Raw genomic sequence first — 21,835 nt, 5'->3', positions numbered from 1 at the left:
CTTTGTCACCCCCGCGACGGCGGGGGTCCAGAGCGGCAAGCGCTGTGGATAGTGGCCATGGATTCCCGCCTTCGCGGGAATGACGGGAGAAGTATGTGTGTGGGAACCAACCATCACGCCGCAATCGCCTCATAGCCCTGTTCTTCGAGCTCAAGCGCCAGTTCGGGGCCGCCCGATTTGACGATGCGGCCATCGGCGAGCACATGGACATGATCGGGTTTCACAATGTCGAGCAGGCGCTGATAATGGGTGATCAGCAGCACCGCCTTGTCGGGCTGGCGCATGATCGAGTTGATGCCCTCGCCGACAATGCGCAGCGCATCGATATCAAGGCCGCTATCGGTCTCGTCGAGAATGGCGAGCTTGGGATCAAGAATGCCCATCTGCACCATTTCGTTGCGCTTCTTCTCACCGCCGGAAAAGCCGACATTGACTGCGCGTTTGAGCATGTCCATGTCCATTTTGAGCAGCGCCGCCTTTTCCTTGGCCAGCTTGATAAAGGCACCGCCGGACAGCTCTTCCTCGCCGCGTGCACGACGCTGGGCGTTGAGGCTCTCACGCAGAAATTGCAGATTGGAGACACCGGGAATTTCGACCGGATATTGGAAACCCAGAAACAGCCCCGCCGCCGCGCGCTCATGCGGGTCCATGTCGAGGATATCCTCGCCTTCAAAAGTGGCGCTACCCTCGGTCACCTCATAGCCATCACGCCCGCCCAGCACATAGGACAGGGTTGATTTACCCGCACCATTGGGTCCCATAATCGCATGAACCTCGCCGGGATTAAGCTCGAGCGAAAGGCCTTTGAGGATTGTCTTGTCGCCAATGGCGGCGTGGAGATTATTGATTTTTAGCATTGTATAATCCGTTTCTTTTTCGCGCAGCTGCAAGTGCTTTTCCTCTTGAATGATCGGTTTGATCTAACACGCGCTTGAAGTTTCTTATTGCCTTTTTCATGGAAGAAAGCTGCTTATTGATCTCGATATAATTGAGTGTGCCTTCTTTAATACCTGTCCTTGCGTCTACCAAGATGAGGTAAAATTCATCGTGCGCAGCTCTCCACTCTTGAATTTCTAGGTCTTCTCCAATTCCCGCAAAGCCAGCCCGAAGCGCAAGATCAGCTTCTTGTTCATACTTCTGGATCCGCAAATCATACTGGCCAAGCTCATCGATGAGCTTATTTATCCGGCCTATTACCTTCTCTGCCGTGACACCAAATATCACAAATTCAGACCTCCCGGCAGAATTGTCCTATGTTCATTTGGCCTGGGATACAGATCGATAGGAAGACGGACCCACTCCGCGTCCCCGCGTCTCCGCGTGATCAAAACAGCCTCACGCGGAGACGCGGAGGCGCGGAGAAGGACATTGCCACTACCGTCATCCCCGCGAAGGCGGGGATAGGGCTTGTTGAAGGAAACAGCCTTGCCCCCGCCTGCGCGGGGGCGACGAGGGGAAAGAGAGTCCATCAGCCGACACTTCCCTCAAGCGAGATTGCCAGCAGCTTCTGCGCTTCCACCGCAAATTCCATCGGCAGCTCTTTCAGCACTTCCTTGGCAAAGCCGTTGACGATCAGGCCGACGGCGTTTTCCTCGTCGAGGCCGCGTTGCATGGCGTAGAACATCTGATCATCGCTGATCTTGCTGGTGGTGGCCTCATGCTCGATCGTCGCGGTGGGGTTTTTCACCTCGATATAGGGCACGGTGTGCGCGCCGCAGGTGTCGCCGAGCAGGAGCGAGTCGCACTGGGTGAAGTTGCGGACATTCTCCGCTCCCGGCGCGACGCGGACCAGGCCGCGATAGGTGTTGTCCGATTTGCCGGCGCTGATGCCCTTGGAGATGATGGTCGAGCGGGTGCCCGGCGCATTGTGGATCATCTTGGTGCCGGTATCGGCCTGCTGGAAATTGTTGGTCAGCGCGACGGAATAGAATTCGCCGACACTGTCCTCACCGTTGAGAACGCAGCTGGGATATTTCCAAGTAATCGCACTGCCGGTCTCGACCTGGGTCCAGCTGATCTTCGAGCGCTTGCCCTGACACAGGCCGCGCTTGGTAACGAAGTTGTAGATGCCGCCCTTGCCGTCTTCATCGCCGGGATACCAGTTCTGCACGGTGGAATATTTGATCTCGGCATCGTCAAGCGCGACCAGCTCCACCACAGCGGCGTGGAGCTGATTTTCATCGCGCTGCGGCGCGGTGCAGCCTTCGAGATAGCTGACATAGCTGCCCTTGTCGGCGACGATGAGTGTGCGCTCAAACTGGCCGGTATTCTCGGCATTGATGCGGAAATAGGTGCTCAGCTCCATCGGGCAGCGCACGCCTTCGGGGATATAGACAAAGGTGCCATCGGAGAACACGGCGCAGTTGAGGGCGGCGAAGTAATTGTCCTTCACCGGCACGACTTTGCCGAGCCACTGCTTCACCTTTTCCGGATGCTCGCGGATCGCCTCGGAGATTGACATGAAGATGACGCCGGCCTTTTCAAGCTCCTCACGGAAGGTGGTGGCGACCGAAACCGAGTCGAACACGGCGTCCACCGCAATCTTGCGCGAACCCTTCACATTGGCGAGCACCTTCTGCTCTTCCAATGGAATGCCGAGCTTCTCATAGGTATCGCGGATCGCCGGATCGAGATCATCGAGACTGTCGAGCTCGGGCTTTTTCTTAGGTTCTGCGTAATAATACGCGTCCTGATAGTCGATCGGCGGCACGTTGAGCTTAGCCCAATCGGGGCTCACCATGTCCTGCCAGATGCGGAATGCCTTGAGGCGCCATTCGAGCATCCATTCCGGCTCTTCTTTCTTCGCCGAAATATAGCGAACCGTATCTTCATTCAGACCCTTGGGTGCCAGCTCCTGCTCGACGTCCGAGGAGAAGCCCCATTCGTAAGTGCTGGCCTTTTCCGCTGCATCCCAGGCATCGGGATCGCGTTCACGGCTGGCATTTTCACGTGCAAGGGTTTCGTTGCTGTCGGTCATAGATGCGGTTCCATCGCGGCTTGGGGGTTATCGGATTTCGGGGCGGAAATTTGCGGCGCGCGCACCAGATCGGCGAGCGTTACCGCGTCGAGCGCATTGCGGATCGCGCCATTAACCACCGCCCAATGCGGTTTGACGGTGCAGGTCGATGCGAGCATGCAGTCGGAATGGCCTGCCTCGAGGCACGAGGTGACGGCAATCGGGCCATCGACGGCCTCGACAATCTGGGTCAGGGTGATCGTCGCCGGCGGGCGGGCCAAACGGATGCCGCCTCCCGCACCGCGAGTCGAATCAAGCAGATCAGCCGCGGCCAAATGGCTTACCAGCTTCTGCGCCGTTGGCAGCGGAATGCCGGTTTCCTGAGACAGCTTGCGCGCGCTCTGACGGCCCGTTCCGCCGTTTGCCACCGCACTGGCACCGCACTGGCGCGCAGCAGCGCTCATCAGAACAACGGCATAATCGGCTAGGCTGGAAAGGCGCACAAAATCCTCAATAAGTTACGGCCCGAATCTAAATAAGACCAAATCAGTATGATTTACTAAATGGCTTGTTTTATGGGCTTTTGCAAGGAGATTTTGTCGCGTTTTGCGTTGACCGGTCGGGTCAGGTGAGGGTGGTGAGATCGCTGATCTCACCATCAAACTGGCTACGCTGGTCGATCAGCTTGGCGACTACACCTTCGCGATAGCGAAGCTCATTAGGCGTCATGCCAGCGAAAATCTTGAGCTCACGGATCATATGCGATTGGTCATAAAAGGCATCGCGCAGATAATCGGCGTCATCATCATTGGCATCGACCATAGCCCGCGCCGCACGTAATGCGCGATATTTGCGCGACAGATATTTGGGCGGCACGCCATAATACTGCTTCACCTTGCGCGCCAATTGCCGGTCTGAAAGCCCGGTCATGGTGCGCAATTCGGGGACGCTGGGCGACGGGTCTGCGGCGAGCCAGCCGTCAACCATTTTGGTAAAGGTCAATATGTCGGGTGAGGACAGATCAACCAGGCCTTGCAGGATTGCATTCGCGCCGGTCACCATGGCCTGCACCGTTTTGGCATTGCGCAGCTGCTCCAGATAGTCCCCCGCTTCGGGCCAGAATTCTTCGGCACAAACGGCCCGGTCCGCCACATCGGCCGCCGAGCGCGATGTCGCCGCGCCCCAGCCAGCAGGTAGCAGCCCCATGCCGAACATGCGGAACGGGCCTTTGATGCTGAAGCGGTAAAATCCGGTCGTCGGGCCGAGAAGCACCGGACCCTTGGTGTGGACCTTATGGCCATCGGCAAATTCCAGATCTGCCTCGCCCACAAGCAAAAAACGCACCTGCGCCAATGCTGCACGCTCAATATCGGTAAATTCTGCCTCTGGACAGTCGAAGTGATAATAAACCGATACGTAATCCCGCAACTCTGGTGCGGGCGCATAATATTCCAGTGACGGCATGCGACCTTGCTTTACTTTAAGATACTACCCTAAAAGCATGTATAGCGAAGATTTGTAACAAAAAAAAGCGACCTGACATAACCCTACGGAAAGTCAGGCCGCTAAGTGAAAGAACTCCTGCATATTTGCCAGGAGCCCTTCGGGTCGCGAAACCCGTATAGGTGTATTCATCCATAAGCGATTGGATAGATTCGACACCGCACCAATCGCCGCAAAATTATTTCGAATTCCGAACGGTTTGCCGGATCAGGGAAGTGCGGATTTCCCGCGCTATTTTGCCGCCATCATCAGTTTCTTGCGAATCCAGCGATCAACGCGCTCTTCCAATATGGTGAGCGGCACCGGCCCGGCGCGCAACACGACATCATGAAAATCGCCATAGCTGAAACGCGGTCCAAGCCGTTTCTGCGCCCGGCTGCGCAGTTCCATGATCTTCAGCTTGCCGATCATATAGGCGGTGGCCTGTCCCGGATAGACGATATAGCGCTCAATCGCCTTGCGGATATCGCCGTCAGGATTGGGGGTATTGTCGGTGAGATACTGGATCGCCTCTTCGCGGCTCCAGCGCTTATGGTGGATGCCGGTATCGACCACCAGGCGGCAGGCGCGCCACAGCTCCATGCCGAAACGGCCAAAATCGGAATAGGGATCGGTATAAAAACCCATATCCTTGCCCAGTTCCTCTGAATAAAGCCCCCAGCCTTCGGTATAGGCCGTCACCCCGCCAAAGCGGCGAAAGGGCGGCAGTTCGCCGAGCTCGGTCTGGATTGCCCGCTGCAGATGATGGCCGGGTAAAGCCTCATGATAGGCGAGCGCCTCCAGCTCGTTTCTGGACATGTCCTTGAGGTTGTAGAGATTGACATAATAGGTGCCAGGGCGGGAACCATCGGGGGTCGGGCTCTGGTAAAACGCCTTGCCTGCAGATTTCTCGCGAAATGCTTCGACCGGCTTCACCACCAATGGCGCCTTGGGCAGGGTATTGAAATATTCCGGCAGCTTGGCTTCCATCGTGCTGATTTTGGCGTCGGCCTCGGCGAGATAGGCCTCGCGTGTATCGAAATAGAATTCATCCGATGTACGCACATGTTTGAAGAAGTCCTGCAACGAACCTTCAAAGCCGACCTGCTCCATGATCTTGCGCATCTCGCCATGGATGCGCGCGACATTGTCGAGGCCGATCTGGTGAATCTCATCAGCGCTCAAGTCGGTGGTGGTGTAGTATTGTAGCCGCTCGGCATAATAGTCTGCGCCATCCTTGAATCTCCACACCCCGTCGCCTTCGGGCGCCATGGCCTGCTGTCGCCCCATTTCCGCAATTAGCTTATTATAGGCCGGGGCCATGGAGGTAATCATCGCCTCGCGCCCGGTAGCGATCAGAGCGTCTTTCTCGACCTGCGGGATATCCAGCCTGTCAACCTTGCTCTTCAGATCAGCAAACAGCGGAGAGTCATCGCCATCATCAAAAGGTGCGCCGCTGGTGACATTGCGCGCATCGGAAATCACATAGGGGAAAACCCAATCCGGCACGATGACGCCATTGTCTGCGCGCTCAGCGGATATCGCGATCAGCTTCTCCAGTTGCGGGCCAATGCCCTGCAACCGGCTGACATAGGCTTCGGCATCGGATTTGCTGGAAACGCGATGAATATTGATAAGGAATGCGGGCAATTGGGATTGCGCGCCGTTCATCTGATCAAAAATATAGTCGTTATTGCGAAACGGGAAGGCGCGCTGCGAGCGTTCTGCCTGATATTCAAACAGACGATAGCTCAGTTTATTGTCATCATTGAGGCTGGCCGACGCGAACTGCTCGTGCATAGCGGCCAGCGCTTTCTGGCCGCGCTCATAATCGGCAATAGCCTGGGCATCGCTCGGGTCATCCCATTTGCCATAATCTTCATCTCTGATACCGAGATAGGCCTTGAAGCCGGGCGAATTGGCCAGATCGGCCTGGTGCACATCATCAAAAAAGCTGAGCATGGCGGCATTCTGGTCATCACTTGTAGCGGTGGACGTTTCGCCGGCCTGCTGAGGCGCGGCGCCGGCAATCGCGTCTGCATCACTGGCGGCACAGGCCATAAGGCCGAGTAGAGGCAGGCCGGAAATGGCGGCAAAGGCGTTGCGGCGATAGGGCATGATGAACTCTCCAAATATGCGTAGTGTATTTCCGCAAAGTCTCGCAGCTTAGCGGATCGAATACAAGCGGTGCAGGTGTAGAAGCATGTCAATCGTCGACAAAAGGCGTCCCGCGCTTGTCACTGCTGCTGCGCGCTGCCAAGGAACATGCGGTTTTACTTCGGCCAAATGGGAACAGCACCATGACCATGCTCTATTCGCTTGCGCGCCCCTTTGTCTTTGCCATGGATGCGGAGAAGGCGCATAGGCTGACCATTAAAGGGCTGCGCATGCTGCCTGATCTGGGCGAAGGCACAATGGACCCGCGTCTCGGCATTTCATTGGCCGGGATCGATTTCCCCTCGCCTGTCGGGCTAGCCCCGGGCTTTGACAAAAATGCCGAAGTGGCAAGCAAGATGCTGAGCTTCGGCTTTGGCTATGCCGAGATTGGCACGGTGACGCCGCGGCCCCAAGCGGGCAATCCGACACCGCGCCTGTTCCGGCTGGTTGAAGACAAGGCGGTGATCAACCGTATGGGCTTCAACAATGACGGTGCTGATGCGGTGGTGCGTCGGCTCAAGGCATGGCGTGGCCGTCCGGGGATTATCGGGGCCAATATCGGTGCAAACAAAGACAGCCAGGACCGCATTGCCGATTATGCCATCATGGCCAAAACCATGGCACCGCTGGCGGATTATCTCACCATCAATATCAGCTCGCCCAATACACCGGGCCTGAGAGCCTTGCAGGATGAGGCGGCGCTGACGGGCCTGTTGGATGCAGTGATAGAAGCACGTGGCGAGCAGCAGGTGCCATTGTTTCTCAAGCTCGCGCCCGATCTGGAGCATGCGGATATTGATGCGATTACCCGCATCGCCATCGACAAAAAGCTTGATGCGCTGATTATCGGTAATACGACGATTACCCGTCCGGCGCTTAAATCACGCCATAGCGGGGAGACAGGGGGCCTGTCCGGTGCGCCGCTTGCCGATCTGGCATTGCAGCGGCTCAAGGATTTTCGTGCAGCCAGCGGCGGGGTAATACCGCTTATCGCCGTGGGTGGCATAGACAGCGCGACCAGCGCCTATGAACGCATCCGCGCCGGGGCCTCGCTGGTGCAGCTCTACAGTGCGCTGGTGTATCACGGGCCCAGACTGGCGGCTGAGATTAATCGCGGGCTGTTGCGCTTGCTCGCACGCGATGGTCTTGAAAGGCTCTCAGACGCCATCGGTATAGATGCATCCTGAATCATACCCGGAGCGGTCAGGATTGGGCTTGCCCCTGTTGCTAGTCGGCGATACGCAAGGCCGATGAAAAAGACACTATTATCGTTCGCCCTGATTGTAACCCTGCCATTGACCACAGCTGCCTATTGCCGCGACGCCAGCGACTTGCAGCAGGAAGACACTGACACCGCGACTGAGGAAGGCAGCGGTATCGTTTCCGCTGCTGATCCGCGTGCCGCAGAAGCCGGGCGCGAAATGCTGCGTAAGGGCGGCAGCGCCAGCGACGCCGCAATGGCGATGATGCTGGCATTGACCGTGGTCGAGCCGCAATCCAGCGGCTTTGGCGGCGGCGGCTTCTTGCTACACCATGATGCCGATACGCGTCTGATCGAGACGATTGATGGCCGCGAAACCGCGCCGTCTTCTGCCGATGAGAGCCTGTTTCTTGACGATAATGGCAATCCACTTGGCTTTATGGATGCGTTTCAGGGCGGCCATAGTGTTGGCGTGCCCGGCAATATCCGGCTGATGGCGATGGTGCATCAGCGCTGGGGCAAGCTGGAATGGGCAGAGCTGTTCGGCCCGGCCATCCGGCTGGCGGAAGAGGGCTATACCGTCAACAAAACGCTCGAAGGGCGGCTCGATCGGCTGAAAGATATCTGGGAGCGTTTTCCAGATGCCCGGGCAATCTATTGGCAGGATGGCGGGCCCAAGAAAATGGGTGATCGCGTCACCAATCCGGCGATTGCCAAGACCTTACGCGCGATAGCCGAGCAGGGGCCTGACGCCTTTTATACTGGCCCGATTGCCCAGGAGATTGTCGACACGGTCAGCAACAGCAGCGTCAATCCGGTGCGCATGACTATGGCCGATATGGCCGCTTACCAGGCTAAGCCGCGACCGCCCGTATGCATGCCTTATCGCGAATATAAGATATGTGGCATGGGGCCGCCCTCATCAGGCGCCACCACGGTGATGCAGATATTGGGTACGCTCAAATCCTTCGATATGAAGAAGCTGGGCAAGGATAATCCCAAAGCGTGGCATTTGATCGGCGAGGCAATGCAGCTCGCTTATGCCGACCGAGAGAGCTATCTCGGCGACCCGGATTTTGTCAGCGTCCCGGTTGCCGGCATGATTGATCCGAAATATCTGGCCAGCAGAGCAAAGCTGATCTCGCCCACGCGCTCTTTGCCGAGCTATGAAGCCGGTACCCCGCCGGGGTTCGAGCCGCGCACCGCCGCAATTTCCAGCGAAGTCTCCGGCACCACGCATTTCGTTGCGCGCGACAGTGCAGGCAATCTGGTCAGCATGACCTCGACTATTGAGGGCCCTTTTGGCAGCCAGCTTGTCGCAGGCGGCATGTTCCTCAACAATGAGCTGACCGATTTCACTTTCGCGCCGATGAGGGACGGTGCGCCGGTGGCCAATCGGGTGCAGCCGGGCAAGCGCCCGCTGTCCTCCATGTCGCCGACCATCGTCTATAAGGATGACAAGCCGGTGCTGGCGATTGGTTCGGCTGGCGGCAAGCGTATCATCATGCATGTCGCCAAATCGCTGATCGGCTATATTGATTTTGATCTGCCAGTCGACGAAGCGATTGCGCTGCCCAATATCTATTTCCGCCGCGGTGATTTGCTGGTGGAGCAGGATACACCATTGGCGGCTATGGCGGCGCAAATTGAGCGCTTTGGCCAGCCGGTTAAGCCGGTGTATCTGCCGTCGAAGCTCAATGCAGTCGCCTGGACGCCCGATGGCTGGGTTGGTGCGGCTGACCCGCGCAGCGAGGGTGTGGCTCTCAGGCAGTAAACCAGCAAAAGCTCCGGGGATGGCGGCGTCTGTGGAATTGCAGCCTGCGACATTCCAGCCTATTGACGCATTTTGGACAAGAGCATGACCATAAAAATGGCGTGCAGAAAGACCTTTGGGGAAGGGTGTCGCTAAACCATGATTGATAAATCTCTCGAGCAGTTTGATCGCTATAATAATCTGGTCGAAATGTTCCTCGCCCGTGTTGCAGAGCAGGGCGATGCACCCTTTCTCTGGGCCAAGCACGATGGGGCATGGCAGCCCACCAGCTGGAATGAGGCGGCGGCGCAAATGGCGCTGATGGCTCAGGGCCTGAAAAAGCTTGGCCTCAAAAAAGGCGACCGGGTGATGCTGGTGGCGGAAAACCGGCCTGAATGGTGCATCGCCGATCTGGCGATCATGGCGGCGGGCTGTGTCACTGTGCCGACCTACACCACCAATACCGAGCGTGACCATCTGCATATTTTGAACAATAGCCGCGCCAGCGCGGTGATCGTTTCCGGGGCCAAGCTGGCGCAAACCTTGCTCCCGGCAGTGCTGCAATCCACCGATTGTCAGCATGTTATCGGCATGGAAGACCTCAATATCTCGCAGGCGAGCAGCTATGACTACAGCCTTTGGGAGAAACTGACCGAGGGTGATGACGCGGCCATCAGCAGGGCGCTGGATACGGTGCGTGCCGAAATGGAATCGGTCAAGCGCGACGATCTGGCCTGCCTCATCTATACCAGCGGCACCGGCGGCGCGCCGCGCGGCGTGATGCAGCATCACGGCGCGATCCTGCACAATGTAAAAGGCCCGGCAGAGGTCATCAAACATGATTTCAGCTGGGACGATGAGGTGTTCCTGTCTTTCCTGCCGCTCAGCCATGCCTATGAGCATAGCGCCGGCCAGTTCTTCCCCATCGGCTTGGGCGCGCAGATTTATTATTCGGAAGGGTTGGAGAAGCTGGCGAGTAATATTGAGGAGGTGCGCCCGACGCTGATGGTGGTGGTGCCGCGTCTGTTTGAAGTGCTGCGTACCCGGATGCTCAAGACTCTGAAGCAACAGGGCAAGGCTGCCAATTATCTGCTCGATAAGGCTTTGAAACTGGGCGAGAAGGAAGCGGCGGGCAAGAAGCGCCTGATCGACAAGCCGATGCATTTTGTCCTCAATCGGACATTGCGTCCCAAAGTCAGCGAGCGTTTTGGCGGGCGGATCAAGGCCATGGTCTCTGGCGGCGCGCCGCTCAATCCGGAAATCGGCATTTTCTTCCAGGCATTGGGCCTTACCATGTTGCAGGGCTATGGCCAGACCGAAGCAGCGCCGATTATCGCCTGTAACCGGCCGAAAACCGGCCTCAAAATGGATACCGTTGGCCCGCCGCTGATGGATACCGAAGTCACCATTGCTGATGATGGCGAGATATTGGTGCGTGGCGAACTGGTGATGCATGGCTATTGGCGCAATGAGGAAGAGACCGCACGCGTCCTCAAGGATGGCTGGCTGCACACAGGCGATATCGGCCATATTGATGAGGCCGGGCGCATTGTCATCACCGACCGCAAGAAAGACCTGATCGTCAATGACAAGGGCGACAATGTATCCCCGCAAAAGGTCGAAGGCATGCTGACGTTGCAGCCGGAAATCCTGCAGGCGATGGTGTCAGGCGACAAGCGACCCTATGTCGTCGGGCTGGTGGTGCCAGACCCGGAATGGGCGCTGGAATGGGCGCGCAATGAAGGCAAGAAATATGATTTTACCGAGCTGCAGGACTGCCCCGCCTTCAAGACCGCGGTGCGCGCTGCGGTGGATCGGGTCAATAAAGACCTCTCGGTGATTGAGAAGGTGCGGCGCTTTGTCTTCGCCGATGAGCCCTTTGCCATCGAGAATGAGGAAATGACGCCATCGATGAAAATCCGCCGCCATGTCATCCGCCAGCGCTATCAGGAGCGGATTGACGGCATGTATAAGAGCTGACGACTGTCGCCATTAGTTTAACCGCCAGCCCTGAGCTTGTCGAAGGGCGTTTCTCAACTTGTGAGGCGGGCTTCGACAAGCTCAGCCCTAACGGTTGTTAGGCCATGTCGTTGGGATCGCATTTCATTTGCATTGAATCGTCATTGCGAGGAGCGAAGCGACGTGGCAATCCAGAGCAGGTGCGTGTTGCCCTGGATTGCTTCGCTACGCTCGCAATGACGAATGACGTGTTTCAAGCTAAGCGAAAAGCAGTCTAGCGCCTATGCCGCTTTAGGGACTGGAACCTTCTCCACCCATTCTGGCAAGAAGACCGGTTCGCGCATTGACCAGCCAGGTGCGGTCGCGGCGGCTTCGCTGATCGATTGCAGCAGCGCCTTACGCCGTGCCGGTGCGATTTGCGGCGATGCAGCGGCGGCGCAGAAGCTGCTGGGCAACCATGGGCGTAGAGATGCTGAAAGCAACCGCTCATAGAGAAAACGATAGGCCGAAAATCCGTCCAGCCCGCCTTGCGACAGATCAAAGCCGCTCAGGGTAATGATCTTGGCCAGTACATAATCCGGGCAAGTGTCTGTATGCGCCGATGGCATCTCTTCGCGCAGCGCGGGCAGCGCCTGATAGTGCAGATAGTGGGAGCGGATAGAGCGGGTCTCTTCGGCATTGCGCGCCCACAGCGCAAACGCATCGGCGCGGCCCAGGCCAATATCGAGCGCGCGTTTGATATAGCGCTGGCTTGCCGCCGAGAAGCTGGCAAATTCGCGCATCTCGGCGACGATATGGCTGCCGCTCGGGGCGTTTTCGTGCTGTTGTCCGCGCTCACTCATCAGGCATCACTCCTGCTGCTGATGACGTGAGTGTTACGGAATATGGTTAGGATCGGGTTAACGTGTCATTGGTTCGTCTTTCGACCAAAGGCTTTCGTCGTTACGGCTTTCGACCAAGGTTGCGACTGGTTCGACAAGCCTTGGCCATGATTAGCGACTCTTGCGGCCCGGTTCTGCTATAGGGTGCGGCCATGATAAAGACCCGTGCGCTCTTCCCCGGCAAGCCGACCGTTGATTTTCAGGTCGCCCTGCTTTCGATTCTCGGCTTCTGGCTGTTCTACATCATCATCACGACCATAAGGTCGCTGATCATTGATTATCCGGTCGATCAGGCTGAAGTAGCCGTTCGCCGCGTCTATGTGACTTTGTTTGGTATCGTGGTCACCATAGGTCTCTATATGGTGATGCGCGCCTTCGACCATAAGCCGTTGGGTTTGCGTATCGCTATTGCCTTTCTGGGCGCCGTACCCTGCGCTTTGCTGATTGGCTGTTTTAATTATCTGGTGTTCAACGTCTACGACCCCGCCAGCCTGTTTCGCGATCAAAAGGCATTGGAAGAATTCAAGGAGCTGCCGCCGATCGGTGTGATTATGGAAGTGGCCATGTCGCGCATTTTCTTCCTTGTCGCCTGGGCCGGGCTCTATTTGGCGATCAGCTATGCGGGGGAAGTGCGCTTTGCCGAGCGTCGTGCTTCACGCTTTGCTCAGGCTGCGCAACAGGCCGAGCTGCGCTCGCTGCGCTATCAGGTCAATCCGCATTTCCTGTTTAATACGCTCAATTCGCTATCTTCTTTGGTGCTGCGCAACCGGCCTGCAGAGGCGGATGCGATGATCATGAATCTGTCGACCTTCTACCGCAACAGCCTCTCTGGCGATCCACTCGATGATGTGCCGCTGGAAGAGGAAGTCGAACTGCAGCGGCTCTATCTGGATATCGAGCAGGTACGTTTCCCGGAGCGGCTGAAGGTCGATATCTCCATTCCTGATGACCTTATGGATGTGTGTGTGCCCGGACTGATCCTGCAACCGCTGGTCGAGAATGCGATCAAATATGGTGTGTCACGCACATCGCGTCCGGTAACGGTTTCGATAAGTGCTGAAAGTCGCGGCGATCTGCTGACGCTAACCGTTTGTGACGACGGTGACCCGGTCATGGTCGATATCGACAGCAGCGAGAGCAATGGCATCGGCCTTGCCAATGTGCGAGACCGGCTGGAGACCCGCTTCGGTGAATCCGGTGCATTGCAGACCGAGGCCCATGCTGGCGGCGGCTATTGTGCCCGCCTGACCTTGCCCATTTCGCGCAAAAGTGACAGCGATGATCTGATATAAAACAACAACCGGGGGCGAGGGACAAAGGGTGGATATGATACGAACCATGATCGTCGACGACGAGCCATTGGCTGTCGAACGATTACAACTGCTTTGCGATCAGGTGGAAGGGCTGGAGCTGGTCGGCACCGCGCATGATGGCGTTTCTGCGCTGCGCATGGCCGAGGGCCTGCATCCGCAATTGCTATTGGTAGATATCAATATGCCGCGCATGGATGGCATTGGCCTTGCCAAGGCATTGGCGGCACAGGGCAAACCGCCCGCGATCATCTTTGTCACCGCCTATGACCGCTTTGCGGTTGAGGCCTTTGATCTGGCCGCTGTTGACTATCTGCTCAAACCCGTGGCGCTGGATCGGTTGCAGCGGGCGATAACGCGGCTACGCGAACGGCTACCCGCTTTGGATGAGGCGGCGATAACTGCGCCTAATGGCGCTGGCGCCATGTCTGATCCGGACTCTGGTTCGGGCGACTGGGCCCGCGAATTCTGGGTGCCGCATCGCTCCGAACTCAAGCGCATTGATGTGGGACGGATTGACCGCATTGAGGCGGAGCGCGACTATATGCGTCTGCATGTCGGCACGCGGAGCTACTTGCTACACGAGACGATCAAGGTATTGGAATCCCGGCTTAATCCGACGCAATTTGTCCGCACCCACAGATCGCACATCATTCGCAAGGATTATATCAAGGGCCTGCGCCATGAGGGCGGGGGCGTCTGGTTGACACTGTTGGATGATGGCACGGAATTGCGCATCGGCAGGACTTATCTGACCCAGGTCAAGAAGCTGGCCGGACGCTGACCTGCCGCCCATTTTTTGCGACGACAGGCCAGCGAGGCCCAGACCTTAAGCTGGCAAAGATCAGAAGATCAGTGTCTGGATCGACGCCAGCGAAACGGTGGCGGCGATCAGCGCGAAAAGCGCTTTATTTGCTATAGCCATAGCTCTTTCCTTTCATCTGTTACCGCAATGTGCGGCTCGATGATCATTTCGCATGAGTGACGATGTTGGTTACATTGAAACGAAATTTAATTTCGCCATACTTTGCGAAATGATCGCATTGTGATGGGGAAGATGGGGCGGTCTAAGTGATATTCAAGAGGTCTTGCACAGCAAGAAAATGGCCCCGAAAAACGGGGCCATTTCGATTGTTGCTGGGTTCGGCTGATAACAGCCATATGATTGGTTAGTTGCCGATTGTAAGCAAACCGTTCGCAGCCAGCTTTTCGCCTTTATCCGCTGCGGCAATGATCTGGATCATTGCCTGTTCACCGCTGTCCAAAGCTTCATCCATGCAGCGACCATAGTCCATACGCTCGCTGAGGTTCAGGCGAGGACGTGGCCCGCATACCTTGCGCGCTGCTGATTTGACGCGGCGCTCAAGCGTTTGTTGTCCAGCTTCGCTGTTGAGGTTCAGGTCACCATAGGACACCGTCGTAGAACGGTATACCCGGTTGTTGTCATAATGTTGGCCCGCTTGAGCCGCCATCGGGGCAATAGCAAGGCTGGCGACAATGGCCGAAGCAGCGAAGCGACGGGCCAGTTTGGCAGGGGCAGATACACGCATTTTCAGTTCCTTTCTCACATTCACAAGGTTCAGGCCATCGGGGAGTGACCATGAAACTCGGGAAATAGGGGACGGCGTCAAAAGGGTAGCAAAACACCGTCCCCGTTTTCCAATTTACGAGAAGAGACTGGCTTGGGGAGCGTTATGTCCCTCTCGCAATTCTGGTTATACGGCTGTTGTGCCCCGGGATCGTTACGCCTTCGATAGAATGCCATGAATGCGCGTTACTAGGCGTTGGTCGAAGACGAATGACGCATTATCGTCGACAAATGTAAACGTGAGACAGTTTTATGACCGACGAACGACAAAAAACCCTGCGAATCAGCAGCGTATACAGGATGAGATTTGTGTAAACTGTTTATCTGAGGTTCAGCTTTCACTGCTTCAGAGGGTTGGGCACACAGCCTCGATACTAGATCAACCCGGCAAGCGGACTGGAGGGGTCGGCATATTTGCGTCGGCCCATCCGCCCGGCGCGATAGGCGAGACGGCCAGCCTCGACCGAATGTTTCATAGCTCGCGCCATCATCACCGGGTCTTTGGCCTCGGCAATAGCGGTGTTCATCAGCACGCCGTCACAGCCCAGCTCCATGGCGACGGCGGCATCGGATGCGGTGCCGACACCGGCATCGACCAGCACCGGCACATTGGCGCCTTCGACGATCAGCCGGATCGTGACCTGATTCTGGATGCCAAGGCCCGACCCAATCGGTGCGCCCAGCGGCATGATGGCGACAGCGCCGGCCTCTTCCAATTGCTTCGTGGCAATCGGATCATCGACGCAATAGACCATAGGCAGAAAGCCCTCTTTCGCCAGCACTTCGGTGGCGCGCAACGTCTCGCGCATATCAGGGTAAAGCGTCTTGGCCTCGCCCAAGACTTCCAGCTTGACCAGATCCCAGCCGCCCGCCTCGCGCGCCAGCCGCAAGGTGCGGATAGCGTCATCGGCGGTAAAGCAGCCGGCGGTGTTGGGCAGATAGGTGGTTTTCTTGGGATCGATAAAGTCGGTCAGCATCGGTGCCTTGGGGTCAGAAACATTCACCCGCCGCACCGCCACGGTGACGATCTCCGCCCCCGACGCCTCCAGCGCGGCGGCATTTTCGGCAAAGTCCTTATATTTACCGGTGCCGATAATCAGGCGCGAGGTGAAGGTCCGCCCGGCGACGGTCCAGCTATCTTCAGCGGTGGTGCTTTGGGGAGTCATGTCGTTCATGGCTGATGCTATAGGATGCTCCGCTGCGAAACACCATCACCCGCCGCCGACAAAATGCACTATTTCCAGTTCATCGCCATCGGACAATATGATCGCTCCATATTGCCCGCGCGGCGCGATCTCGCGATTATGCTCAATCGCAATCTTTGCCGGGTCAATCTCCAGGCTGGCGCACAGATCCGTGAGGCTGGTGCCAGCGGCAAGCTGCCGCGCCTCGCCATTGATAGTGATGCTGATGGTCGTGCCGCTCATAAAGCCGTTGTAGCGATGTTCGCCCAGCCTATGCAACCGCACGGCGGTTCAAATAATGGCCCAGCGAGAGGATAGTCACACCGATCAGGGTGCCGATAATCTCGCCGCCATGATCATGCAACTGCAAGGCACCGGCCATTACGGCAATACCGATACCGCCAAGCGTGAGCGGGGCAATCAGCCGGTGGCGCATAAAGCCGCTGACAAAGGCAATGGCGGCAAGAATGGACGCCACGCCAAGACCAATTTCATGCACGATATGGTCGAAAAACACGCCCCCTGCCGACGCCAGAAGCGCAAGGAGGATGGCGCTGACCAGGCAATGCACTGCGCAAAGGCCCGACAGGGCGATGGCGAGCTTGTCCAGCCCCCCGCCGCTTGCCATTAGCTGCATAGCCTTTGTGCCCTCAGAAAGCGGAGCGGTGACGGTTGCGGATTGGGGGCGCGGAGCGGATGCCATGCCAGGCATCTAGGTGACGGTATCTCATTACGCAACCCCGTGCCGCTGTCTTGGATGCACCAAGAGCAATATTCTGCCAGAACCGCCGCCGATCCGACAAATGCGCCTGATGCTGCCCGATAAGCCCTTGTATCGCGTCAATAGAGAGCGCAAATGGGGCGCATGACGAGTGCATCGACATCCATAGCCAGCGTGCCCGACATTGCCAAGAACGCCGCTCGCCCCGCGGCGATAGCCAATTGGTTATGGGCGGTGGCGTTGCTGGTGTTTGCCATGGTGGTGGTCGGCGGCATTACCCGGCTTACAGAGTCCGGCCTCTCCATCACTGAATGGAAGCCGGTCACCGGCGCGCTGCCGCCGCTGAGCGATGCCGCTTGGGCGGAGGAGTTTAGCAAATATCAGCAAATCCCCGAATATATCGAGATTAATGGCCCGGCGGGGATGACGCTGGCGGATTTCAAATTCATCTATTTCTGGGAATGGGTGCATCGTCTGCTGGGGCGACTGGTCGGCGTTGCCTTTGTCCTGCCGCTGCTCTGGTTCTGGGTGAAGAATGCCATTCCACAGGGCTATAAGGGCCGCTTGCTGGCGCTGCTGGCTCTGGGCGCGCTGCAGGGCACGATCGGCTGGTGGATGGTCGAATCCGGCCTGAGCGAGCGCACCGATGTCAGCCATTTCCGCCTCGCCGTGCATCTGCTCAATGCGCTGTTTATCTTGGGCGGCCTCGCCTGGACCGCGCTCGATCTGCACCGCCATGCCAAAGGCCTCACCCGCCCGGCGCGGATGACCGGTCTTGGCCTTGGCGTGATCGCCATTCTCTTCGTCCAGCTCCTCTTCGGTGCATGGGTCGCCGGGCTCAATGCAGGGCTGGTCTCTGATACATGGCCGCTTATGGAGGGGTCTTTGGTCCCCGCGCTCAACTGGGATATCGGCCTTGGCCAGTTGCTGGTGAATGATCCGACGATGATCCATTTCATCCATCGCTGGTGGGCCTGGATCGCGGTGGCGGCGCTGACCTTGCTCGGGCGAAAGGTCCGCCCGCTGGACCGGCGCGTCTCGATTGCGCTGTTCAGCACTTTTGGCATTCAGGTGCTGCTCGGGATTGCGACGGTGCTGACACAGGTAAATATCACCATGGCGGTGCTGCATCAGGCGGTGGGCGCCTTGCTGGTGCTGGCAACCGTCTGGGCAGTGCACCGCATCGGCTGGCCAGCAGATCAGAGTTTAATGGCAGGGGATTCACGGGCAAGGGAAAGCCAAGTGGAGAAGATATAAATGAGTCCCACCGATTTTGACGGTAACCGCATCGTCACCGTCTATTGCAGCTTTGGCGATATGGAAGAAGCGCGCAGCACCGCACGCAAGATCGTGCAGGAAGAGCTCGCCGCCTGCGCCAATGTGCTAGGCGAAACCCGCGCGATTTATCGCTGGCATGGCGAATTGAAAGAGGATGGCGAGGTCGCGGTGCTGTTCAAAACCCGCGTCGCCGCGCTGCCCGCACTCAAGACGCGGATCATTGCGATGCACAGCTATGATCTGCCCGGCATCACCGTCTGGCGCGCCGAGGATAGCGAAGAGGCCTTTGCCGACTGGATTATCGACCAGACCGGCGGTCAGCCCTAGGCATAAATGCCAAGCAAGCACAGCAGCGCGCGCCGCTTCAAGGCCATAAGGGTGATGTTGTGCGCTGCTCTTTGCGCCTTGTTGTCTGCGCCCGTCTTGGCACAATCCGCAACCGCTCCGGCACCGCCGCGCTTTTCGCCGCCGCTGGAGCAGATGCTGGCCTATAAACACATAATCGAGCGCCCGGCGGGGGATCAGATGATGCGCTCGGTGGTGACCCGCTGCGCCGTTTTTCGCAGGTTTGGCCGTGGCTATCGCCTCGATGCACGGGTGGCCGATGTGCGCGACAGCGGCCCGGATAAGCTGCTCGAACTGCTGGCTATAGGCGGCGCGATCAAGCGCGAAGAGTCGCTGATCCTTGATCTCGGCCCGACCGGCGCGATTATCGCCGTGCAGGACATGAATGCGTCATGGCAGCGCCTCGCCGACGCTGCCAAGATCCTGCGCGCTTCGCTGGACCAGCGGGCGACCAGCCCGATAGCCCGTGTTGCCGCGACCCAATTGCTCGATACTATCATCACCATGCCGGAAAATCAGCGCCAAGCCTATTTTGCCAGCGCGGTGCGGCCGATATTGGGCTTTGCCGATGCCGCTATGGTCGACGGCAAATGGACCTACCCCGCAACCGGCGAGACAGCGAGGCTGATCGCTGGGGAAGGCGATAAGGCACGCTTTGCGCTAAGCTCGGTGCCGCCATCGACGCCGGAGTCTTCGATCTCCAGCCAGAGCGAAGGCACGCTGATTATCGGCCCAGACGGCCTGTTGCACAGCGTGCAGCGTACCATTCGGGTTGATGTTCTGGGTACCGAGCGGGTCAATTATGATAGCTGGGAGCGGGTGGAGGATCCGGCTGAGGTGCAGCGGCTTTGTGCATTGGACTGAGCGTACTTGTTTCAAGCCCTTCGGCTGCCTGCAAGACTGATGCTCAGGAAAAACTACGCCCGCGAAGATCACAAAAGCCGCGAAGAGCGATTAAGCCACCGCATAGTCCATTGCGTTTATAGGACTTGGTTCTGTGTAAATTCCGTATTGGCAGGCTGGAAATAGTGCACAAAGGCTGTACAATTTCTGTTCAACTTCCCTGAAAAGATGATGGGATATGGCGTCGATTTCCTGGAAAATTGTCTTATTGCTGGCCGGGGCGGCGGCAATCGTCATACGATTGCTGTTGGATAGCGATTTTGGGCAAAGCACTCTGCTCTATATTCTGGTGCCGTTTGTGCTTTCGTTGCTGATTGCATTTTTCACCAGAAATACTGAACGAACCTCAGTTGCCGCGCGTTATGTCAACAATCTGAGAATTTCGACAATCGTGTTTCTGGCAACATCCGCTTTCTTGATGGAAGGCTTTATATGCGTATTGATGTTCATGCCGATATATTATGTGTTCGTAACAATAGGCTTCATCTTCGCCGCATTGATGGAGGACAAGAAGGATGAAAATGACGAGGAGCAAGAGCGCAGCAAGCTTCGTGTAGCTGTTATCCCATTATTAGTGCTGGTCCTGGTCAGTGAAGGACTGTTTCCCGAGACAACCTTTGAACGCGACAACACCGCAACCTTTGTCGCTGATAGTCCCTTGTCGGTGGCCGCGCTGCAGAACAATATGGCGCAGCCCATAGCCTTCGATAGCGAGCGGCACTGGTTTATGCAGCTTTTCCCGATGCCTGACCGGGTGGATGCAGGAAGTCTGGGCGAAGGTGATATTCACAAGGTCCACTTCACCTATAGACGCTGGTTTTTCACCAATATCCATCAGGGTGAAATCCATCTCAAAATCGCTAGAGTGGCACCGGATCATGTGCGGACCAAGGTTATTCGCAATGACAGCTATCTCGCCAATTATATGGAGATTGACGGCACCGACATTCGCTTCTCTCCAAAGCCTGATGGTGGCACGAGAGTAGCCCTTACGGTTCGCTATACCCGGTCACTGGACCCTGTATGGTATTTCGGGCCGATGCAGCAATTTGCCGCGAAGCAAAGCGCGAAACAGTTCTTACAGGATATAATCTTTCGGCATGCGGTGAAGGAGGTGAAAGATGGGACGTGATCTGCAGACCGGGAGTCCCGCCTTCAAGGTCAACTCGCTTACCGGGCTGGATCAGGCTGACCCGGGCAAGGGCACCGTGCACTGGGATGCGCCGCGATCGATCTGGAATATGGGCTTCCTGATCGGATCGCTGATATTGGGGCCGCTTTATTTCACCTGGCCTGCTTTTCTGGTTTTCCTCATTCTGTCTGGCGCGACTCTTTGCGTTGGCCATTCGGTGGGTTTCCATCGCCGACTGATTCACCGCAGCTTTGAATGCCCCAAATGGCTGGAGCGCACCATGGTGTATTTCGGCACTCTGGTCGGCATGGGTGGGCCGATATGGACCATCGGCCTGCATGATATGCGCGATTGGGCGCAAAGGGAGGAAGACTGTCACTGGTTCCTGCGCCATGGCAAGCCGATTGTGCAGGAGGGTTTTTACTATCTCAATTTCAAGCTCAAACTGACCAATCCTCCGGGCTTCGATCCGGGCAAGGAGATTGCCGAAGACCCGTTTTATCGCTTTCTGCAAAAGACATGGATGCTGCATCAGCTGCCTATAGCGGCCATATTATATCTTATCGGCGGACTGCCCTTTGTTGTCTGGGGCGTGGTCGTGCGGGTTTCGGCCTGCATCATGATGCACTGGTGCATATCCTATTTCGCGCATAGCCGTGGACCGCAGGACTGGCATCTCGATGATGCGGCTTTGCAGGCTCACAATGTCCCCATTCTTGCTATCCCGACAATGGGGGAGAGCTGGCACTGTAACCATCATGCTTTCCCGAGGTCTGCGGCACATGGTCTTTATCCGGGGCAGATTGATCTGGGCTTTCAGTTTATCCGCCTGCTGGAAAAACTCGGTCTGGCCTGGGACATCAAGCTGCCGGAAAACCTGCCGCCCCGCCCGGGCATCTCCCCGGTAACCGACCGCGCTTTATCTATTGCCGCGCCGGGACAGGCGGAACTATGCAAAACCCTTGGCCCTAACCCGGCAGAGTGA

21 protein-coding genes are annotated in these 21,835 nt (G+C 57.3%); 10 read left to right on the top strand and 11 right to left on the bottom strand.

Going from position 1 to position 21,835, the window contains the following annotated elements:
• Window positions 1-113: 113 nt before the first annotated feature.
• From sufC to RB602_RS00930, 6 genes are all read right to left on the bottom strand, one after another.
• Complete coding sequence (gene sufC / locus RB602_RS00955) at window positions 114-857, bottom strand: Fe-S cluster assembly ATPase SufC (protein WP_317082111.1); 744 nt, start codon at window positions 855-857, stop codon at window positions 114-116.
• On the bottom strand, window positions 841-1,224 hold the full coding sequence (locus RB602_RS00950) for a hypothetical protein (protein WP_317082110.1): 384 nt from the start codon (window positions 1,222-1,224) through the stop codon (window positions 841-843). The genes sufC and RB602_RS00950 overlap by 17 nt, the downstream gene beginning before the upstream one ends.
• Before the next feature lie 244 nt (window positions 1,225-1,468).
• Window positions 1,469-2,977: a Fe-S cluster assembly protein SufB gene (gene sufB / locus RB602_RS00945; RefSeq protein ID WP_317082108.1), complete on the bottom strand. Its 1,509-nt coding sequence runs from the start codon at window positions 2,975-2,977 to the stop codon at window positions 1,469-1,471.
• Complete coding sequence (locus RB602_RS00940) at window positions 2,974-3,459, bottom strand: RrF2 family transcriptional regulator (RefSeq protein ID WP_317082107.1); 486 nt, start codon at window positions 3,457-3,459, stop codon at window positions 2,974-2,976. Before RB602_RS00940 ends, sufB begins: the two co-directional genes overlap by 4 nt.
• Window positions 3,460-3,580: 121 nt before the next feature.
• Window positions 3,581-4,420 carry a helix-turn-helix domain-containing protein gene (locus RB602_RS00935; RefSeq protein ID WP_317082105.1) on the bottom strand — a complete coding sequence of 280 codons (840 nt, stop codon included), beginning with the start codon at window positions 4,418-4,420 and terminating at the stop codon, window positions 3,581-3,583.
• Window positions 4,421-4,690: 270 nt separating this feature from the next.
• On the bottom strand, window positions 4,691-6,556 hold the full coding sequence (locus RB602_RS00930; RefSeq protein WP_317082103.1) for a DUF885 domain-containing protein: 1,866 nt from the start codon (window positions 6,554-6,556) through the stop codon (window positions 4,691-4,693).
• Window positions 6,557-6,744: 188 nt separating this feature from the next.
• On the opposite strand from RB602_RS00930, the gene RB602_RS00925 reads away from it, so the two are divergent.
• The 3 genes from RB602_RS00925 (at window position 6,745) to RB602_RS00915 (ending at window position 11,529) form a co-directional block, all read left to right on the top strand.
• Window positions 6,745-7,782, top strand: coding sequence for a quinone-dependent dihydroorotate dehydrogenase (locus RB602_RS00925; protein ID WP_317084608.1), 1,038 nt, complete (start codon window positions 6,745-6,747; stop codon window positions 7,780-7,782).
• A gap of 63 nt (window positions 7,783-7,845) precedes the next feature.
• On the top strand, window positions 7,846-9,570 hold the full coding sequence (gene ggt, locus RB602_RS00920) for a gamma-glutamyltransferase (protein ID WP_317082101.1): 1,725 nt from the start codon (window positions 7,846-7,848) through the stop codon (window positions 9,568-9,570).
• Window positions 9,571-9,708: 138 nt separating this feature from the next.
• The gene (locus tag RB602_RS00915; protein ID WP_317082100.1) at window positions 9,709-11,529 is read left to right on the top strand and encodes an AMP-dependent synthetase/ligase; all 1,821 of its coding nucleotides are present in this window, start codon (window positions 9,709-9,711) and stop codon (window positions 11,527-11,529) included.
• A 260-nt stretch (window positions 11,530-11,789) separates the two neighbouring features.
• Here RB602_RS00915 and RB602_RS00910 read toward each other — a convergent pair whose 3' ends face one another.
• The gene (locus tag RB602_RS00910; protein WP_317082099.1) at window positions 11,790-12,350 is read right to left on the bottom strand and encodes a hypothetical protein; all 561 of its coding nucleotides are present in this window, start codon (window positions 12,348-12,350) and stop codon (window positions 11,790-11,792) included.
• A 191-nt stretch (window positions 12,351-12,541) separates the two neighbouring features.
• On the opposite strand from RB602_RS00910, the gene RB602_RS00905 reads away from it, so the two are divergent.
• Complete coding sequence (locus RB602_RS00905; RefSeq protein WP_317082097.1) at window positions 12,542-13,681, top strand: sensor histidine kinase; 1,140 nt, start codon at window positions 12,542-12,544, stop codon at window positions 13,679-13,681.
• A 46-nt stretch (window positions 13,682-13,727) separates the two neighbouring features.
• Entirely contained in the window at window positions 13,728-14,483 is a 756-nt protein-coding gene (locus RB602_RS00900) for a LytR/AlgR family response regulator transcription factor (protein WP_317082096.1), read from the top strand.
• 385 nt (window positions 14,484-14,868) lie between these two features.
• Here RB602_RS00900 and RB602_RS00895 read toward each other — a convergent pair whose 3' ends face one another.
• The 4 genes from RB602_RS00895 to RB602_RS00885 form a co-directional block, all read right to left on the bottom strand.
• The gene (locus RB602_RS00895; protein ID WP_317082094.1) at window positions 14,869-15,249 is read right to left on the bottom strand and encodes a UrcA family protein; all 381 of its coding nucleotides are present in this window, start codon (window positions 15,247-15,249) and stop codon (window positions 14,869-14,871) included.
• A gap of 412 nt (window positions 15,250-15,661) precedes the next feature.
• Window positions 15,662-16,462, bottom strand: a complete 801-nt coding sequence (locus RB602_RS00890; protein WP_406568381.1) for a bifunctional sulfur carrier protein/thiazole synthase protein — start codon at window positions 16,460-16,462, stop codon at window positions 15,662-15,664.
• Between the two features lie 36 nt (window positions 16,463-16,498).
• Window positions 16,499-16,714: a sulfur carrier protein ThiS gene (thiS, locus tag RB602_RS15370; protein WP_406568380.1), complete on the bottom strand. Its 216-nt coding sequence runs from the start codon at window positions 16,712-16,714 to the stop codon at window positions 16,499-16,501.
• 28 nt (window positions 16,715-16,742) lie between these two features.
• Window positions 16,743-17,174, bottom strand: coding sequence for a MerC domain-containing protein (locus tag RB602_RS00885; RefSeq protein ID WP_317082093.1), 432 nt, complete (start codon window positions 17,172-17,174; stop codon window positions 16,743-16,745).
• 162 nt (window positions 17,175-17,336) lie between these two features.
• On the opposite strand from RB602_RS00885, the gene RB602_RS00880 reads away from it, so the two are divergent.
• From RB602_RS00880 to RB602_RS00860, 5 genes are all read left to right on the top strand, one after another.
• Window positions 17,337-18,449 (top strand): COX15/CtaA family protein, encoded by a 1,113-nt coding sequence (locus tag RB602_RS00880; protein ID WP_317084607.1) that lies wholly within the window; start codon window positions 17,337-17,339, stop codon window positions 18,447-18,449.
• The gene (gene cutA, locus RB602_RS00875; protein WP_317082091.1) at window positions 18,450-18,797 is read left to right on the top strand and encodes a divalent-cation tolerance protein CutA; all 348 of its coding nucleotides are present in this window, start codon (window positions 18,450-18,452) and stop codon (window positions 18,795-18,797) included.
• A gap of 96 nt (window positions 18,798-18,893) precedes the next feature.
• Window positions 18,894-19,679, top strand: a complete 786-nt coding sequence (locus RB602_RS00870; RefSeq protein WP_317082089.1) for a hypothetical protein — start codon at window positions 18,894-18,896, stop codon at window positions 19,677-19,679.
• A gap of 217 nt (window positions 19,680-19,896) precedes the next feature.
• Window positions 19,897-20,850 (top strand): hypothetical protein, encoded by a 954-nt coding sequence (locus tag RB602_RS00865; protein WP_317082087.1) that lies wholly within the window; start codon window positions 19,897-19,899, stop codon window positions 20,848-20,850.
• A complete protein-coding gene (locus tag RB602_RS00860; RefSeq protein ID WP_317082085.1) occupies window positions 20,840-21,835 on the top strand; it encodes an acyl-CoA desaturase in 996 nt (331 codons plus the stop codon). The genes RB602_RS00865 and RB602_RS00860 overlap by 11 nt, the downstream gene beginning before the upstream one ends.

Origin of the sequence: Parasphingorhabdus sp. SCSIO 66989, assembly GCF_032852305.1 — a bacterium.
In the GTDB taxonomy this organism is placed as follows: Bacteria; Pseudomonadota; Alphaproteobacteria; order Sphingomonadales; family Sphingomonadaceae; genus Alterisphingorhabdus; species Alterisphingorhabdus coralli.
The sequence above is the reverse complement of the archived record's forward strand: the minus strand, read 5'-3'. Positions and strand labels throughout refer to the sequence as shown.

Coding starts and splice junctions, on each gene's coding strand:
- sufC (WP_317082111.1), bottom strand. CDS start 857: ATGCTAAAAATCAATAATCTCCACGCCGCCATTGGCGACAAGACAATC.
- sufB (WP_317082108.1), bottom strand. CDS start 2,977: ATGACCGACAGCAACGAAACCCTTGCACGTGAAAATGCCAGCCGTGAA.
- RB602_RS00935 (WP_317082105.1), bottom strand. CDS start 4,420: ATGCCGTCACTGGAATATTATGCGCCCGCACCAGAGTTGCGGGATTAC.
- RB602_RS00930 (WP_317082103.1), bottom strand. CDS start 6,556: ATGCCCTATCGCCGCAACGCCTTTGCCGCCATTTCCGGCCTGCCTCTA.
- RB602_RS00925 (WP_317084608.1), top strand. CDS start 6,745: ATGCTCTATTCGCTTGCGCGCCCCTTTGTCTTTGCCATGGATGCGGAG.
- ggt (WP_317082101.1), top strand. CDS start 7,846: ATGAAAAAGACACTATTATCGTTCGCCCTGATTGTAACCCTGCCATTG.
- RB602_RS00915 (WP_317082100.1), top strand. CDS start 9,709: ATGATTGATAAATCTCTCGAGCAGTTTGATCGCTATAATAATCTGGTC.
- RB602_RS00910 (WP_317082099.1), bottom strand. CDS start 12,350: ATGAGTGAGCGCGGACAACAGCACGAAAACGCCCCGAGCGGCAGCCAT.
- RB602_RS00905 (WP_317082097.1), top strand. CDS start 12,542: ATGATAAAGACCCGTGCGCTCTTCCCCGGCAAGCCGACCGTTGATTTT.
- RB602_RS00900 (WP_317082096.1), top strand. CDS start 13,728: ATGATCGTCGACGACGAGCCATTGGCTGTCGAACGATTACAACTGCTT.
- RB602_RS00895 (WP_317082094.1), bottom strand. CDS start 15,249: ATGCGTGTATCTGCCCCTGCCAAACTGGCCCGTCGCTTCGCTGCTTCG.
- RB602_RS00890 (WP_406568381.1), bottom strand. CDS start 16,462: ATGAACGACATGACTCCCCAAAGCACCACCGCTGAAGATAGCTGGACC.
- thiS (WP_406568380.1), bottom strand. CDS start 16,714: ATGAGCGGCACGACCATCAGCATCACTATCAATGGCGAGGCGCGGCAG.
- RB602_RS00885 (WP_317082093.1), bottom strand. CDS start 17,174: ATGGCATCCGCTCCGCGCCCCCAATCCGCAACCGTCACCGCTCCGCTT.
- RB602_RS00880 (WP_317084607.1), top strand. CDS start 17,337: ATGACGAGTGCATCGACATCCATAGCCAGCGTGCCCGACATTGCCAAG.
- cutA (WP_317082091.1), top strand. CDS start 18,450: ATGAGTCCCACCGATTTTGACGGTAACCGCATCGTCACCGTCTATTGC.
- RB602_RS00865 (WP_317082087.1), top strand. CDS start 19,897: ATGGCGTCGATTTCCTGGAAAATTGTCTTATTGCTGGCCGGGGCGGCG.
- RB602_RS00860 (WP_317082085.1), top strand. CDS start 20,840: ATGGGACGTGATCTGCAGACCGGGAGTCCCGCCTTCAAGGTCAACTCG.